Annotated in this window: 14 protein-coding genes; 12 read left to right on the forward strand and 2 right to left on the reverse strand. The window is 70.8% G+C overall.

Annotated elements, in window-relative coordinates:
* Nucleotides 1-23: 23 nt before the first annotated feature.
* The 11 genes from nuoH (at nt 24) to AC1VWI_RS25535 (ending at nt 13,039) form a co-directional block, all read left to right on the forward strand.
* The gene (nuoH, locus tag AC1VWI_RS25485; protein ID WP_499516911.1) at nt 24-1,322 is read left to right on the forward strand and encodes an NADH-quinone oxidoreductase subunit NuoH; all 1,299 of its coding nucleotides are present in this window, start codon (nt 24-26) and stop codon (nt 1,320-1,322) included.
* A complete protein-coding gene (gene nuoI / locus AC1VWI_RS25490; protein ID WP_499513339.1) occupies nt 1,315-1,971 on the forward strand; it encodes an NADH-quinone oxidoreductase subunit NuoI in 657 nt (218 codons plus the stop codon). Before nuoH ends, nuoI begins: the two co-directional genes overlap by 8 nt.
* Nucleotides 1,968-2,765 carry an NADH-quinone oxidoreductase subunit J gene (locus tag AC1VWI_RS25495; protein WP_499513340.1) on the forward strand — a complete coding sequence of 266 codons (798 nt, stop codon included), beginning with the start codon at nt 1,968-1,970 and terminating at the stop codon, nt 2,763-2,765. The genes nuoI and AC1VWI_RS25495 overlap by 4 nt, the downstream gene beginning before the upstream one ends.
* Nucleotides 2,762-3,061, forward strand: coding sequence for an NADH-quinone oxidoreductase subunit NuoK (gene nuoK, locus AC1VWI_RS25500; RefSeq protein WP_499513341.1), 300 nt, complete (start codon nt 2,762-2,764; stop codon nt 3,059-3,061). Before AC1VWI_RS25495 ends, nuoK begins: the two co-directional genes overlap by 4 nt.
* A 12-nt stretch (nt 3,062-3,073) precedes the next feature.
* Nucleotides 3,074-4,972, forward strand: coding sequence for an NADH-quinone oxidoreductase subunit L (gene nuoL / locus AC1VWI_RS25505; RefSeq protein ID WP_499513342.1), 1,899 nt, complete (start codon nt 3,074-3,076; stop codon nt 4,970-4,972).
* Entirely contained in the window at nt 4,972-6,567 is a 1,596-nt protein-coding gene (locus tag AC1VWI_RS25510; protein ID WP_499513343.1) for an NADH-quinone oxidoreductase subunit M, read from the forward strand. The genes nuoL and AC1VWI_RS25510 overlap by 1 nt, the downstream gene beginning before the upstream one ends.
* Nucleotides 6,564-8,216 carry an NADH-quinone oxidoreductase subunit NuoN gene (gene nuoN / locus AC1VWI_RS25515; protein WP_499513344.1) on the forward strand — a complete coding sequence of 551 codons (1,653 nt, stop codon included), beginning with the start codon at nt 6,564-6,566 and terminating at the stop codon, nt 8,214-8,216. The genes AC1VWI_RS25510 and nuoN overlap by 4 nt, the downstream gene beginning before the upstream one ends.
* Nucleotides 8,217-8,615: 399 nt before the next feature.
* Entirely contained in the window at nt 8,616-9,602 is a 987-nt protein-coding gene (locus tag AC1VWI_RS25520; RefSeq protein WP_499516912.1) for a polyprenyl synthetase family protein, read from the forward strand.
* Between the two features lie 273 nt (nt 9,603-9,875).
* Nucleotides 9,876-11,174 (forward strand): LolA family protein, encoded by a 1,299-nt coding sequence (locus AC1VWI_RS25525; RefSeq protein WP_499513345.1) that lies wholly within the window; start codon nt 9,876-9,878, stop codon nt 11,172-11,174.
* Nucleotides 11,175-11,214: 40 nt separating this feature from the next.
* Complete coding sequence (locus AC1VWI_RS25530; RefSeq protein ID WP_499513346.1) at nt 11,215-12,180, forward strand: ABC transporter ATP-binding protein; 966 nt, start codon at nt 11,215-11,217, stop codon at nt 12,178-12,180.
* Complete coding sequence (locus AC1VWI_RS25535; protein ID WP_499513347.1) at nt 12,167-13,039, forward strand: ABC transporter permease; 873 nt, start codon at nt 12,167-12,169, stop codon at nt 13,037-13,039. Before AC1VWI_RS25530 ends, AC1VWI_RS25535 begins: the two co-directional genes overlap by 14 nt.
* Before the next feature lie 10 nt (nt 13,040-13,049).
* Here the strand turns inward: AC1VWI_RS25535 and AC1VWI_RS25540 are convergent, their stop codons facing one another.
* Together AC1VWI_RS25540 and AC1VWI_RS25545 are read right to left on the reverse strand one after the other, a co-directional pair.
* Complete coding sequence (locus tag AC1VWI_RS25540; RefSeq protein WP_499513348.1) at nt 13,050-13,607, reverse strand: flavodoxin family protein; 558 nt, start codon at nt 13,605-13,607, stop codon at nt 13,050-13,052.
* Nucleotides 13,608-13,712: 105 nt separating this feature from the next.
* Nucleotides 13,713-14,162, reverse strand: coding sequence for a VOC family protein (locus AC1VWI_RS25545; protein WP_499513349.1), 450 nt, complete (start codon nt 14,160-14,162; stop codon nt 13,713-13,715).
* Between the two features lie 65 nt (nt 14,163-14,227).
* On the opposite strand from AC1VWI_RS25545, the gene AC1VWI_RS25550 reads away from it, so the two are divergent.
* On the forward strand, nt 14,228-14,842 hold the full coding sequence (locus AC1VWI_RS25550) for a CGNR zinc finger domain-containing protein (protein ID WP_499513350.1): 615 nt from the start codon (nt 14,228-14,230) through the stop codon (nt 14,840-14,842).
* Nucleotides 14,843-14,845: the final 3 nt, after the last annotated feature.

Genomic DNA, 14,845 nt, shown 5'->3' on the forward strand with positions numbered 1-14,845 from the left:
CCCTCGCCGCCGAGGACCTGTCCATGTTCGGGCGGGACCCGTGGTGGCTGATCGCCATCAAGGCGGTCTTCTGCTTCGCGTTCCTGATGGTGACCGTGCTCTTCTCCATCGTGTGGGAGCGCAAGGTCGTCGCGTGGATGCAGCTGCGCATCGGCCCCAACCGGCACGGCCCCTGGGGCATGCTCCAGTCGCTCGCCGACGGCATCAAGCTGATGCTCAAGGAAGACCTCATCGTCAAGAAGGCCGACAAGGTCGTCTACGTGCTGGCGCCGATCGTGGCGGCCATCCCGGCCTTCATGGCGGTCGCGGTGATCCCCTTCGGCCCGGCGGGCAACGAGATCTCGATCTTCGGTCACCGTACGCCGATGCAGCTCACCGACCTCCCGATCGGCGTCCTCTACATCCTGGCCACCGCCTCCGTCGGCATCTACGGCATCGTGCTGGCCGGCTGGTCGTCCGGCTCGACGTACCCGCTGCTCGGGGGTTTGCGCTCCTGCGCGCAGATGATCTCGTACGAGATCGCGATGGGCGTCGCCTTCGCGTCGGTCTTCCTCTACTCCGGCTCGATGTCGACCTCGCAGATCGTCGCCCAGCAGGAGGACCGCTGGTACGTCCTGCTGCTGCCGGTCTCCTTCATCATCTACATCGGCACGATGGTCGGCGAGACCAACCGTGCCCCCTTCGACATGCCCGAGTCCGAGGGCGACCTGGTCGGCGGCTTCAACACCGAGTACTCGTCGATCAAGTTCGCGCTCTTCATGCTCGCCGAGTACGTGAACATGGTGACCGTCTCGGCGGTGGCGACCACCCTCTTCCTGGGCGGCTGGCGGGCCCCCTGGCCCATCAGCACCTTCTGGGAGGGCGCCAACCACGGCTGGTGGCCGCTGCTGTGGTTCGTGGTGAAGGTGCAGTTGCTGCTCTTCTTCTTCATCTGGCTGCGCGGCACGCTGCCCCGCGTCCGCTACGACCAGTTGATGAAGCTGGGCTGGAAGGTCCTGATCCCGGTCTCGATGGTGTGGCTGATGCTGGTCGCCACCGTCCGGGCGCTGCGCAACGAGAACTACGACTTCCAGTCGATCGTGCTCTACGTCGGCGGAGGGATCGTCCTGCTGCTCCTGGTCTCGCTGGTCTTCGACGTCTTCCGCGACCGCGGCGAGAAGGCGAAGGAGGCGGCCGAACAGGCCGGGCCGCAGGAGCCGTTCGATCCCATGGCGGGCGGGTACCCCGTGCCGCCGCTGCCCGGCCAGGAGCTGCCGCCCGTCCCGCGGCGGCCGTCCCGCGCGGAGCGTCAACTCGTAGGCAAGGAGGCCGACGATGCCTGAGTTCCTGGGCCCGGTCGCGGGCTTCGGCGTGACCTTCAAGGCCATGTTCAAGAAGCGGCTGACCGAGCAGTACCCCGAGGAGAAGAAGCCGACCGCGCCGCGGTTCCACGGCCGCCACCAGCTCAACCGCCACCCGGACGGGCTGGAGAAGTGCGTGGGCTGCGAGCTGTGCGCCTGGGCCTGCCCGGCCGACGCGATCTACGTCGAGGGCGCCGACAACACCGACGAGGAGCGCTACTCGCCGGGTGAGCGCTACGGCCGCGTCTACCAGATCAACTACGCCCGCTGCATCCTGTGCGGGCTGTGCATCGAGGCCTGCCCGACGCGGGCGCTGACCATGACCAACGAGTACGAGCTCGCCGACAGCAGCCGCGAGTCGCTGATCTTCACCAAGGAGCAGCTGCTCGCGGGCCTGGAGGAGGGCATGGTCGACAGCCCCCACGCGATCTTCCCCGGCATGGACGAGGGCGACTACTACCGCGGCGCGGTGACGCACGCGGCCCCCGGGACCGAGCGTCAGGTCGCGGTCTCCATGGGCGAGAAGCCGGACGAGACGGTGGAGGGCGAGCGGGACGGCGACGGCACGGCGGGCACCGAGGTCCCCGCGACGGGCGGCGCCGCTCCGGCCGGGACGGGAGGCGAGGCATGAACGACGTGACCACGCTGGCCGCGTACACCACCTCCACCGGGGAGGCGGTCCAGTTCTGGGTGCTCGGCACCGTCGCGGTGCTCGGCGCGCTCTCGACCGTGCTGATGAAGAAGGCCGTGCACAGCGCACTGTCGCTGGCCGGGACGATGATCGTCCTGGCGGTCTTCTACCTGGCCCAGGGCGCGTACTTCCTCGGCGTCGTCCAGATCGTCGTCTACACCGGCGCGATCATGATGCTCTTCCTCTTCGTCGTCATGCTGGTCGGCATCACCGCCGCCGACTCGCTCAAGGAGACGCTGAAGGGGCAGCGCTGGCTGGCCGCCGGAGCCGGCCTCGGCTTCGGCGTGCTGCTGATCGCCGGCATCGCCAACGCCTCGATCAAGAACTTCCAGGGGCTCGGCCAGGCCAACGCGGGCGGCAACGTCGAGGGACTCGCCTCGCTGATCTTCACCAAGTACGTGTGGGCCTTCGAGATCACCGGCGCGCTGCTCATCACCGCCGCGATCGGCGCGATGGTCCTCACCCACCGCGAGCGCACCGAGGCCCGTGCCACCCAGCGCGAACTCGCCGAGCGGCGCGTGCGCGAGGGCAAGCAGATCACCCCGCTCCCCGCGCCCGGCGTCTACGCCCGCAACAACGCGGTCGACGTCCCCGGCCTGCTGCCGGACGGCACGGTCTCGGAGCTCAGCGTCAGCCCGACGCTGCGCGGCCGCGGCCAGTACCGGGACGTGTCCGCGGAGGCGGTCGCCAAGGTCGCCGAGCTGGAACAGCGCTCCGAGGAGGCGTCGAAGTGAATCCGGTCAACTACCTGTACCTGTCGGCGCTGCTGTTCACCATCGGCGCGGCCGGGGTGCTGATCCGGCGCAACGCGATCGTCGTCTTCATGTGCGTCGAGCTGATGCTGAACGCCGCCAACCTGGCGTTCGTCACCTTCTCCCGCATGCACGGCAACCTCGACGGCCAGATCATCGCCTTCTTCACGATGGTCGTCGCCGCCGCCGAGGTGGTCGTGGGCCTGGCGATCATCGTGACGATCTTCCGCTCCCGCCACTCGGCCTCGGTCGACGACGCCAGCCTGATGAAGCTCTAAGGGGTAGCGAAAGTGGACTACTTGATCGGATGGCTCGTCCTCCTGCCGCTGCTGGGCGCCGGCGTGCTGCTCACCGGCGGACGGAGGCTGGACCGCACGGGCCACTGGATCGGCACCACGCTCGCGGGGGCGTCCTTCGTCGGCGCGGCGGTGCTCTTCTTCGACATGCTGGGCCGCGGCGGCGAGGACCGCGCGCTGCACTCGACCGCCTTCACCTGGATCTCCGTCGGCGGCTTCCACGCGGACGTGGCCTTCCAGCTGGACCAGCTGTCGATGACCTTCGCCCTGCTGATCACCGGTGTGGGCACGCTCATCCACATCTACTCGATCGGCTACATGGAGCACGACGAGCGGCGCCGCCGCTTCTTCGGCTACCTCAACCTCTTCCTCGCGGCGATGCTCCTGCTGGTCCTCGCCGACAACTACCTGCTGCTGTACGTCGGCTGGGAGGGCGTGGGCCTGGCCTCGTACCTGCTGATCGGCTTCTGGCAGCACAAGCCCAGCGCGGCGACCGCGGCCAAGAAGGCCTTCATCGTCAACCGCGTCGGTGACGTCGGCCTGTCGATCGCGATCATGCTGCTGTTCACCACCTTCGGCACCTTCACCTTCGAGCCGCTCTTCGGCCAGGTGGACAAGGCGGGCGAGGGCGTCCTGACCGGCATCGGCCTGATGCTGCTGCTCGCCGCCTGCGGCAAGTCGGCCCAGGTTCCGCTGCAGTCCTGGCTCGGCGACGCGATGGAGGGCCCGACCCCGGTCTCGGCCCTGATCCACGCGGCGACGATGGTGACCGCCGGCGTCTACCTGATCACCCGCTCCGGCGTGATCTTCAACGCCGCGCCCACCGCGCAGGTGGCCGTGGTGACGGTCGGCGCGGTCACGCTGCTCTTCGGTGCGATCGTCGGTTGCGCCAAGGACGACATCAAGAAGGCGCTGGCCGGCTCGACGATGTCGCAGATCGGCTACATGGTGATGGCCGCCGGCCTCGGCCCGATCGGCTACGTCTTCGCGATCATGCACCTGGTCACCCACGGCTTCTTCAAGGCCGGGCTCTTCCTCGGCGCCGGATCGGTCATGCACGGCATGAACGACGAGGTGGACATGCGCAAGTACGGGGCCCTGCGGAAGTACATGCCGGTCACCTTCGTCACCTTCGGTCTCGGCTACCTGGCGATCATCGGCTTCCCGGGACTGTCCGGCTTCTTCTCCAAGGACAAGATCATCGAGGCCGCCTTCGCCAAGGGCGGCACCGAGGGCTGGATCCTCGGCGGCGCGGCCCTGCTGGGCGCGGCGATCACCGCGTTCTACATGACCCGCGTGATGCTGATGACCTTCTTCGGCGAGAAGCGCTGGCAGCAGGACGCGGACGGCCACGAGCCGCACCCGCACGAGTCGCCGAAGTCGATGACGATCCCCATGGTCGTCCTGGCCTTCGGCTCGGTCTTCGCGGGCTTCCTGTTCAGCTGGAACGAGGCCTTCGTGAAGTGGCTGGAGCCGGTCACCGGTCACGAGGAGGGCCACCCGCCGATCGGCGCGGCCGCCGTCACCGGCGCCACGATGGTGGTGATGGTGCTCGGCGTCGCCCTGGCCTGGGCCGTGTACGGACGCCGCCCGGTGCCGTCCGTCGCCCCGCGCGGCAGCTGGCTCACCCGCGCCGCCCGGCGCGACCTGCTCCAGGACGACTTCAACCACGTCGCCCTGGTGCTGCCCGGCGAGTACCTCACCCGCGGTCTGGTCTACGTGGACCACAAGGGTGTGGACGGCGTCGTCAACGGCACCGCGGCCGCCGTCGGCGGCCTCTCCGGCCGGATGCGCCGCCTCCAGAACGGTTATGTGCGCAGCTACGCCGTGTCGATGCTGGCGGGCACCGCGGTGCTGGTCGCCGCGACGCTGCTGATGAGGGGTGTTGCCTGATGTCCTTCCCCCTGCTCACCCTGACCGCCGGCCTGCCGGCGCTCGGCGCGATCGCCACCGCCGCCGTGCCGGCGGCGCGGCGCGAGGCCGCCAAGTGGCTGGCGCTGGCCGTCTCACTGGCGACGCTCGTGCTGGCCGCGATCGTGTTCGTCCGCTTCGACCCGGGCGGGGCCCGGTACCAGCTCGGCGAGTCCCACGCGTGGATCGCCGACTTCGGGGTCCGCTACGAACTCGGCGTGGACGGCATCGCCGTCGCGCTCATCGGGCTGACCGCGTTGCTCGTCCCGTTCGTCATCGCCGCGGGCTGGCACGACGCCGACCCTCTGGAGGAGAAGAACCCCAACCGCCGCTGGCGGCCCACCCAGGGCTTCTTCGCGCTGATCCTGCTGGTCGAGGCGATGGTGATCATCTCCTTCGAGGCCACGGACGTCTTCCTCTTCTACATCTTCTTCGAGGCCATGCTCATCCCGATGTACTTCCTCATCGGCGGCTTCGGGGACCGTGCCCACGAGCACGGCGAGGAGGAGGCGGCCCGTCAGCGCTCCTACGCGGCGGTGAAGTTCCTGCTCTACAACCTGGCCGGCGGGCTCATCATGCTGGCCGCGGTCATCGGGCTCTACGCCGTCACCGCCGACCAGCTCGGCCAGGGCACCTTCTCCCTCCAGGAGATCCTGCAGGCCCGGGCGGCCGGGAAGCTGGACATGTCCGCCACCGCGGAACGCGCCCTGTTCCTCGGCTTCTTCTTCGCGTTCGCGGTGAAGGCCCCGCTGTTCCCGCTGCACACCTGGCTGCCCAACGCCATGGGCGAGGCCACGGCGCCGGTCGCGGTGCTCATCACCGCGGTCGTCGACAAGGTCGGCACCTTCGCGATGCTCCGCTTCTGCCTCCAGCTCTTCCCCGAGGCCAGCAAGTGGGCGACGCCGGTGATCCTGGTGCTGGCGCTGATCAGCATCGTCTACGGCGCCCTGGTCGCCGTCGGCCAGCGCGACATCAAGCGGCTGGTCGCGTACGCGTCGATCTCCCACTTCGGCTTCATCATCCTGGGCATCTTCGCGATGACCTCCCAGGGTCAGGGCGGGGCGACGCTGTACATGGTCAACCACGGCATCTCCACCGCCGCGCTGATGCTGGTCGCGGGCTTCCTGATCTCCCGTCGCGGCTCCCGTCTCATCGCGTCCTACGGCGGGGTGCAGAAGGTGGCCCCGGTGCTGGCCGGCACCTTCCTGATCGGCGGTCTGGCCACCCTCTCGCTGCCGGGGCTCGCCCCCTTCGTCAGCGAGTTCCTCGTCCTCGTCGGGACGTTCAGCCGCTACCCGGCCGTCGGGATCATCGCCACCACCGGCATCGTCCTCGCCGCGCTGTACGTCCTCGTCCTGTACCAGCGGACGATGACCGGCCCGGTGAAGGCCGAGGTACAGGGGATGCCCGATCTGAAGGTCCGGGAACTCGCCGTCGTGGCGCCGCTGATCGCGCTGCTGATCGTGCTCGGGGTGTACCCGAAGCCGCTCACCGACGTCGTCAACCCGGCGGTGCAGCAGACGCTCTCCGACGTGCACAAGACCGACCCCAAGCCGGCGCTGGAGGCATCCAAGTGAGCAGCACAGTTGCTGTCCACAGCCTGTGGACAACGGCGGCACCGCTCGCCGCCGACAAGATCAACGCGCCGAAGATCGAGTACGCCCAGCTGGCTCCGGTCCTGATCGTCTTCGGTGTGGCCATCCTCGGCATCCTCATCGAGGCGTTCCTGCCGCGGCGCCTGCGCTACACCGGGCAGGTCGGCCTCGCGGTCGTCGGCATGGCCGCCGCCTTCGCCGCGGTCGTGGCGCTCGCGGCGGGCGGCTACGCCACGACGAAGGCCCACATCGCCGCCATGGGCGCGGTCGCCGTCGACGGCCCGGCCCTCTTCCTGCAGGGCACGATCCTGCTGGTGGGCCTGGTCGGGGTGTTCACCTTCGCCGAGCGCCGGCTCGACCCCAAGGCGCACGGCCGGCACGTCGACTCCTTCGCCGCGCAGGGCTCCGCGGTGCCGGGCAGCGACCAGGAGAAGAACGCCGTCAAGGCCGGTTTCACCACCACCGAGGTCTTCCCGCTGCTGATGTTCGCCGTCGGCGGCATGTTGATCTTCCCGGCGGCCAACGACCTGCTGACGCTCTTCGTGGCCCTGGAGGTCTTCTCCCTCCCGCTCTACCTGCTCTGCGCCCTCGCCCGGCGGCGGCGTGCGATGTCGCAGGAGGCGGCGGTCAAGTACTTCCTGCTGGGCGCCTTCTCCTCCGCCTTCCTGCTGTTCGGCATCGCCCTGCTGTACGGCTACGCGGGCACCGTCTCCTACTCCGGCATCGCGTCGGTCGTGGACGGTACCGCCAAGCTCAACCCGGCGCTGGCCGACTCCGCGGGCAACGACGCGCTGCTGCTGATCGGCGCCGCGCTGGTCGGCATGGGCCTGCTGTTCAAGGTGGGCGCCGTGCCGTTCCACATGTGGACGCCGGACGTCTACGAGGGCGCTCCGACCCCGGTCACCGGCTTCATGGCCGCGGCCACCAAGGTCGCCGCCTTCGGCGCGCTGCTGCGGCTGCTCTACGTGGTCCTGCCGGAGCTGCGCTGGGACTGGCGGCCGGTGCTGTGGGGCGTCGCGATCCTCACGATGCTGGTCGGCGCGATCGTCGCGGTCACCCAGACCGACGTGAAGCGCCTGCTCGCCTACTCCTCGATCGCGCACGCCGGCTTCATCCTGGCCGGTGTCATCGCCGCCACGCCGGAGGGCGTCTCCTCGGTGCTCTTCTACCTGGCGGCGTACTCCTTCGTGACGCTGGGCGCCTTCGCCGTCGTCACGCTGGTGCGCGACGCCGGCGGGGAGGCCACGCACCTGTCGCGCTGGGCGGGCCTGGGACGGCGTTCCCCGCTGGTGGCCGCGGTCTTCGCGGTCTTCCTGCTCGCCTTCGCCGGCATCCCGCTGACGTCCGGCTTCGCCGGGAAGTTCGCGGTCTTCAGCGCCGCCGCGCAGGGCGGGGCGGTGCCACTGGTGATCGTGGGTGTGATCTCGTCCGCCATCGCGGCGTTCTTCTACATCCGGGTCATCGTGCTCATGTTCTTCAGCGAGCCCAAGGCCGACGGCCCCACGGTCGCCGTGCCCTCGCCGCTGACGTCCACGGCCATCGCACTGGGCGTGGCGGTCACCCTCGTGCTGGGTGTCGCGCCCCAGTACTTCCTGGACCTCGCCGGCCAGGCGGGCGTCTTCGTCCGCTGACCCCACCGCACGGCCCGGCCCGTGCGGCCATCCACGGCGCGGCTCCCCGCACTTGGCGGGGGCCGCGCCGTTCGGCATGGCTCGGCATGGCGGGCGGCTCGCGGGGAAGGCGGAACAGCGACGCAGGCCCCTCGCGGAGCCCGCTCCGGGTGCCGTGCGGGGGGTGTGCGAGGCGGCGGTGGGGCCCCGCGGCCGGGCGCGGCACCGGAGAGGACCTGCCGTACACGCGGGCAAAACCGGGCGTAGTGGCCCGCGGGGGCCATGCCCTCGCAGTGATCGAGAGGCGACCGGTTACTCTGCCAGGTGTAGTGCAGCGCCACGCCGCAAGCCGCAGAAGTGATCTCAGCGACAGGAGAATCCCAGGTGACGACCGTCGTCGGGCCCTTCGGGCTGAGCGTAATGGACGAGGACCTCGAGTCCGCCGTCCGCGCCGGGCTGTCCGCCGTCGAGGCAGGCCTCCTGGAGGCAACCAAGAGCGATGTGCCGTTCATCACGGAGGCGGCCCGCCACCTCGTGCACGCGGGCGGGAAGCGGTTCCGTCCGCTGCTGTCGCTGCTGGCCGCCCAGTTCGGCGACCCGCACGCGCCCGGCATCGTGCCGTCGGCCGTGGTGGTGGAGCTGACGCACCTGGCGACGCTGTACCACGACGACGTCATGGACGAGGCCGCGGTGCGCCGCGGCGTGCCGAGCGCCAACGCCCGCTGGGACAACTCGGTCGCCGTGCTGACCGGCGACTTCCTGTTCTCCAAGGCCTCGCACATACTGGCCGACCTCGGGCCGGAGGCCGTACGCATCCAGGCCGAGGCCTTCGAGCGGCTGGTCACCGGACAGATCCTGGAGACCGTCGGCCCGCGCGACGGACGCGACCCGATCGACCACTACCTGGAAGTGATCGCCGGCAAGACGAGTTCGCTGATCGCCGTCTCGTGCCGCTTCGGCGCCATGATGTCCGGCGCGGACGAGAGCGTCGTCGACATCCTCACCCAGTACGGGGAGCGCGTCGGCACGGCCTTCCAGCTCGCCGACGACGTGCTGGACATCGCCAGCGACTCGCACGAGTCCGGCAAGACCCCGGGCACGGACCTGCGCGAGGGCGTGCCGACCCTGCCGGTGCTGCACCTGCGTTCGGCCGTGGCCAAGGCCAACGGTTTCGCCTCGGCGGACGACCTGCGGCTGTGCGAACTGCTGGACGGCGATCTGACGGACGACCGGCGGCACGCCGAGGCGCTGGAGCTGATGCGCGCCCATCCGGCGCTGGAGCAGGCCCGGCGCGACACCGTGCGCTACGCAGACGAGGCACGGGCCCTGCTGGCGCCGCTCCCCGACTGTGCCGCCAAGCAGGCCCTGGAGGGGCTCTGCGAGGCCGTGGTGCACCGCGCGGGCTAGTTCGGCCCGGTCGGCCCAGAGGTGACCCGGACGGCCGTCCCCCCGGCGCCCGCGCGGTCACCGGCGGCGAGGGGTGCCTTCCGCCCTGAACCGTTGTCAGGGATCGTCATCCCAGAGGAGTACGCCGAGTTGATCCCGGCGGGCGATGCGCCCGAGTGGCCGGATTGATGGGATAAGAGGCACCACCACACGGCGGATCGGGTGACAATGGCCCGAGGTGGACGAGTGCGACGATGACGGGAACCCGCCGTTGACGACGGAGGTAGGGACGTAATGGCACCCATCCAGCCCATGGACGACGACCGGGAGCCCCGGCGGCGGACCAAGGCGATACGTTACGCGGTCCCGGTGGCGGCGGCGGGGGTCGCCGCGGCGACCATCGGGCTCGTACCGGCGCTCGCGAACGCGGGCAGCCCGGATCTGCCCGGGATCACGGCCGAGGAGCTGATCGCGAAGGTCGCGGCCTCGGACACCCAGACGATCTCCGGCTCGGTCCGCATCAGCACGGACTTCGGCCTGCCGGCCCTGCTGACCGGCGCCACGGGCGCCGGTGGGCCGTTCGGCGGTGGCGGTGGCGGCCGCGGGGACTCCTCGGCCGACCCGAAGGAGCAGCTCACCCAGCTGCTGGCCGGCTCCCACACCTTGCGCGTCGCGGCCGACGGCCCGCAGAAGCAGAAGGTGTCGATCGTCCGGAACGCCGCGGAGTACAGCCTCATCCACAATGGTGACGAGGTCTGGGCCTACGACAGCGGCAGCAACCAGGCCTACCACCTCACCGGTCTCCCGCGGGAGGCGCAGGGTGAGGACCGGGCCAAGGGCGACCGCGAACTGCCCGAGGGCTGGCCGGCCACCCCGCAGGAAGCCGCGAAGAAGATCCTCGACGCGGCGGACGACAGCTCCACCGTCACGGTGGACGGCACCGCGCGCATCGCCGGGCGGGACGCCTACCAGCTGGTGGTCAGGCCCAAGGCCACCGACTCCACGGTCGGGTCGATCCGGATCGGCGTGGACGCCGGCACCGGTGTGCCGCTGAAGTTCACCCTCGCCCCGAGGGGCGGCGGCAAGGCCATCGTCGACGTCGCCTTCACCAAGGTCGACTTCTCCCGGCCCGCCGCCTCGGTCTTCGACTTCACCCCGCCGAAGGGCGCGAAGGTGACGACGGAGAAGGCCGGCGAGAAGGCGGACGGGAAGGCCGAGGGGAAGGCCGAGGGGAAGGCCGGGCAGGACGCGCGCGGGGCGCACGAGGAGTTCGGTGACCTCGGCGGCCTGGACGGCTTGGAGGGCCTGGAGGGCCTTGGCGTCCTCGGCAAGGGCTGGGACTCGATCGCCGAGCTGAAGCTGCCTCAGGAGGCGCTGAACGCCGGCCCGTCCGAGGGCGGGGACAAGGCCCCCGGCCTCGGCGGACAGGGGCTGCTCGGCACCTTCGGCAAGGAGGTCAAGGGCGGGTTCGGCACCGGCACGGTGGTCGGCACCCGCCTGGTGAACGCCCTGATCACCGACAGCGGCAAGGTCTACGTGGGCACCGTGACCCAGGACGCCCTGATCAAGGCCGCCGACGCGGCCGCCGAGTAGGGCACGGAGCAAGGCAGCGGCACAGAGCGAAGGAGCGCCGATGGGGGAGCCGTCCGCCGAGACCGGTGAGCACGCGATCTCCACGAGCGGACTCACCAAGAGGTACCGCGGTGGACAGCTCGCCGTCGACGGCCTCGACCTGGCCGTCCCCCGGGGCAGCGTCTTCGGCTTCCTGGGGCCCAACGGCTCCGGGAAGACGACGACGATCCGCATGCTCATGGGGCTCATCGCCCCGACCTCAGGCACGGCGCGGGTACTCGGCGAGCCCATGCCGCGCGCGGTGCGCAGCGTCCTGCCGCGCGTGGGCGCGCTGATCGAGGGCCCCGCCCTGTACGGCTTCCTCTCCGGCCGTGACAACCTGCTGCGCTTCGACGCGGCCGATCCGACCGCCGGTCCCCGCACCCGCGGGGACCGGGTCGACGCGGCCCTGGAGAGGGTCGGCCTGGCCGCCGCCGCGGGCAAGAAGGCGCGCGCCTACTCCCTCGGCATGAAGCAGCGGCTCGGCCTGGCCGCCGCCCTGCTGCGGCCCCGCGACCTGCTGGTGCTGGACGAGCCCACCAACGGCCTGGACCCGCAGGGCATGCGGGAGATCCGCTCGCTCGTCCGCGAGCTGGCGGCGGACGGCACCACGGTCTTCCTCTCCTCCCACCTCCTCGACGAGATCGAACAGGTCTGCACCCACGCCGCCGTGATGTCCCGCGGCCGGCTGATCACCCAGGGCCCGGTGGAGGCGCTCTCCTCCGCCGGACGCCTGGTGGTCACCACCCCCGACCCCGCCGAGGCGGTGCGCGTCCTGAAGGAGCAGGGGGTCACCGGCCTGGCCGCCGACGGCGACCGGGTCACCGGGGAACTGCCGCAGGACCCCGCGGCACTCCCCGAACTGGCCGACCTCAACGCCGCACTGGTCGCCGCCGGGGTCCGCGTCCGCGGCTTCGGCGTCGAACGGGCGTCACTGGAGGACGCGTTCGTCGCACTGACCGGAGAGGGCTTCGATGTCGCAGGCTGACACCCTGACCAGGTCGGTGTGGCCGATCCGCTCGCTAGGGCTGTTCCGCAGCGAACTGGTGACCGTGCTGCGCCGCTGGCGCACCCTGGCGCTGCTGGCCGTCCTGGCCGGGGTCCCGGTGCTCATCGGGATCGCGGTGCGGATCGAGACCGGTGACGGCGGCTCGGCCGGCGGCGGGGGCGGTGACGGCCCGGCCTTCGTCGCGCTGATCACCAACAACGGTCTCTTCCTGGTCTTCGCCTCGCTCGCCGCGACGCTGCCCTTCTTCCTCCCCATGGCGATCGGTGTCGTGGCCGGTGACGCCGTCGCCGGCGAGGCCAACGCGGGCACCCTGCGCTATCTGCTGGTGGCCCCGGCCGGGCGCACCCGTCTGCTGGTCTCCAAATACGCCTCCGTCCTGGCCTTCTGCCTGATCGGCACCCTCGTCGTGGCCGTTTCGGCACTGGTGACCGGCGCCTTGCTCTTCCCGCTCGGCGACGTCACCCTGCTGTCGGGCACGACGGTCCCCTTCTCCGAGGGGCTGTTGCGCGCCCTGCTGGTCGCCGTGGTCGTGGCCGCCTCGCTCACCGGCATCGCCGCGCTGGGCTTGTTCATCTCCACGCTCACCGACAGCGGCATCGCCGCCATGGCCACCACCGTGGGCCTGCTGATCACCGTGCAGATCGTCGACACCATCCCCCAACTGCACGCCGTGCAGCCCTACCTCTTCCCCCACTACTGGCTGAGCTTCGCCGACCTGGTCCGCGACCCCGTCTACTGGGACGAGATGCGCAGCAACTTCCAGCTCCAGGCGCTCTACGTCGCCGTGTTCGGCTCCGCGGCCTGGGCCCGCTTCACCACCCGCGACATCACGGCCTGACCGCCGCCGGTCAGCCGAAGAAGGTCTTGGCCCGGCCCAGGGCCGCCGTGTCCCGCAGCACGTCACCCGGCCGGGTGCCGTAGCCCAGCAGCGCCCCGCCCCAGCGCATCCCTGCGTAGTCGGCCGTGTGGCGCAGCGTCCCCACCAGCGGGGCGGCGGTCGCCGGGTCCTGGCCGCCGTGCACGGTCACCGACCACAGGGTCTTGCCGCGCATCCGCTCCAGGAAGTCCAGCCCCGGCACCCGCATCCAGCCCGACCAGTGGTCCAGGTAGAGCTTGGTGCTGGTCGAGACGCTGTACCAGTACAGGGGGGAGACCACCACGATGTCGGTGGCCGCCAAGGTGGCCTCCAGGAGTGTGGCGGCGTGCCCCGACGGTGCGGGATAGCGGCCGTCGCCGTCGTGCCTGAGGTCCTCGAAGAGCGGCAGCGGCAGGTCCTTCAGCCGCAGCCAGCGCCGGTCCACCGCGGGCGGAAGCTGCTCGGCGGCGTGCCGCGCCAACGTCTCGGTGTTGCCGTCGGCGCGGCTGCTTCCCACCAGGAACAGGAAGGTCCGCTCTGAGTCCGACACCCCGTCATCTCCTTGCGTATGCATTAGTTGCGTACGCATGGAGATGTTGTCACCGCGCCGCCCCCGCCGTCAAGGCGGGTGCCGCAGGCCCGGAGGGCCGGCGGGCTACTCGACGTCGAACTCGTTCCCCTCCGGGTCGGCCATGGTGACCCAGGTGCCGGAGGGCTCCGCTATCCGCCGCAGCACCGTCGCGCCGAGCCCTTCCAGCCGGGCCACCTCCGCCTCCAGCCGTCCGGTGCCCGGGTGGAGGTCGATGTGCAGCCGGTTCTTCGCCGTCTTGGCCTCGGGCACCCGCTGGAAGAGGATGCGCCGCCCGAGGCCCGAGCCCTTCTCGTTGTCGTAGGGGTCGTCGGGGTGGCGCACGGCGGCCAGGTCCCGCCAGGCCTTGCGGCCGGCCGCCTCCGTCAGGACGTCCTGCGTCACGGCGCCGAACCCCAGCAACTTCTCGATCAGCACGCTGTGGTCCTCGAGCGTGTACTCCAGGGCCTCCGCCCAGAAGGCGGCCTGCCGGTGCGGATCCGCCGCGTCGACCACGAGCTTCCAGTGAACTGCCATGCCGAGCCCCCTCGTTCGCGTCTCCTCCGGCCCTCGGCCGGTCTGTAACCAGTTATATTGGTTACATGACGGAGCCCGCAATCGGTCTGGTCCTCCATTCATCCGAAGGAGTCGCCTACCGCTTCGATCCGGGCGCGCTCGCCCTTGAGTTGCTGCCCACGGGCGGCCCCGGCGCCTACGCGCGCCACGAGGTCCTCCACGAGCCCGCCGACCTGGTCCGCTGGGCGGTGGCGTCCCGGCTGTGCCCCGACCCGGGTAGCCTCGCCGTCTCCCCGGAGGACGTCGCCGCGGCCCGCTACCTGCGCGACGCGCTCTGGCACATCGCCGTCGCCCGTGTCCACGGGGAACCCCTCCCCGCCCCGGACCTCGTCGTCCTCAACGAGGCCGCCGCCTGGCGTCCCCCCGCCCTGCGTCTCGCTCCCGACGGGGGCCGCTCCTGGCGTACCCCGGTCACCGGCACTCAGGTGCTGGCGGCCGTCGCCCGGGACGCGGTGGAGCTCTTCTCCGGCCCCCACACCGACCGTGTCCGTGAATGCTCCGCCCACGACTGCCGACTGGTCTTCGTGGACACCTCACGCCCCGGCCGGCGTCGCTGGTGCTCCATGGAGCACTGCGGCAACCGCCACAAGGTCCGTGCCCACCGCTCCCGCAGGCAGGCGTACGAGGCGCCGGGAGGTTAGTGC

The organism is Streptomyces sp. TOM-9, from assembly GCF_056858595.1.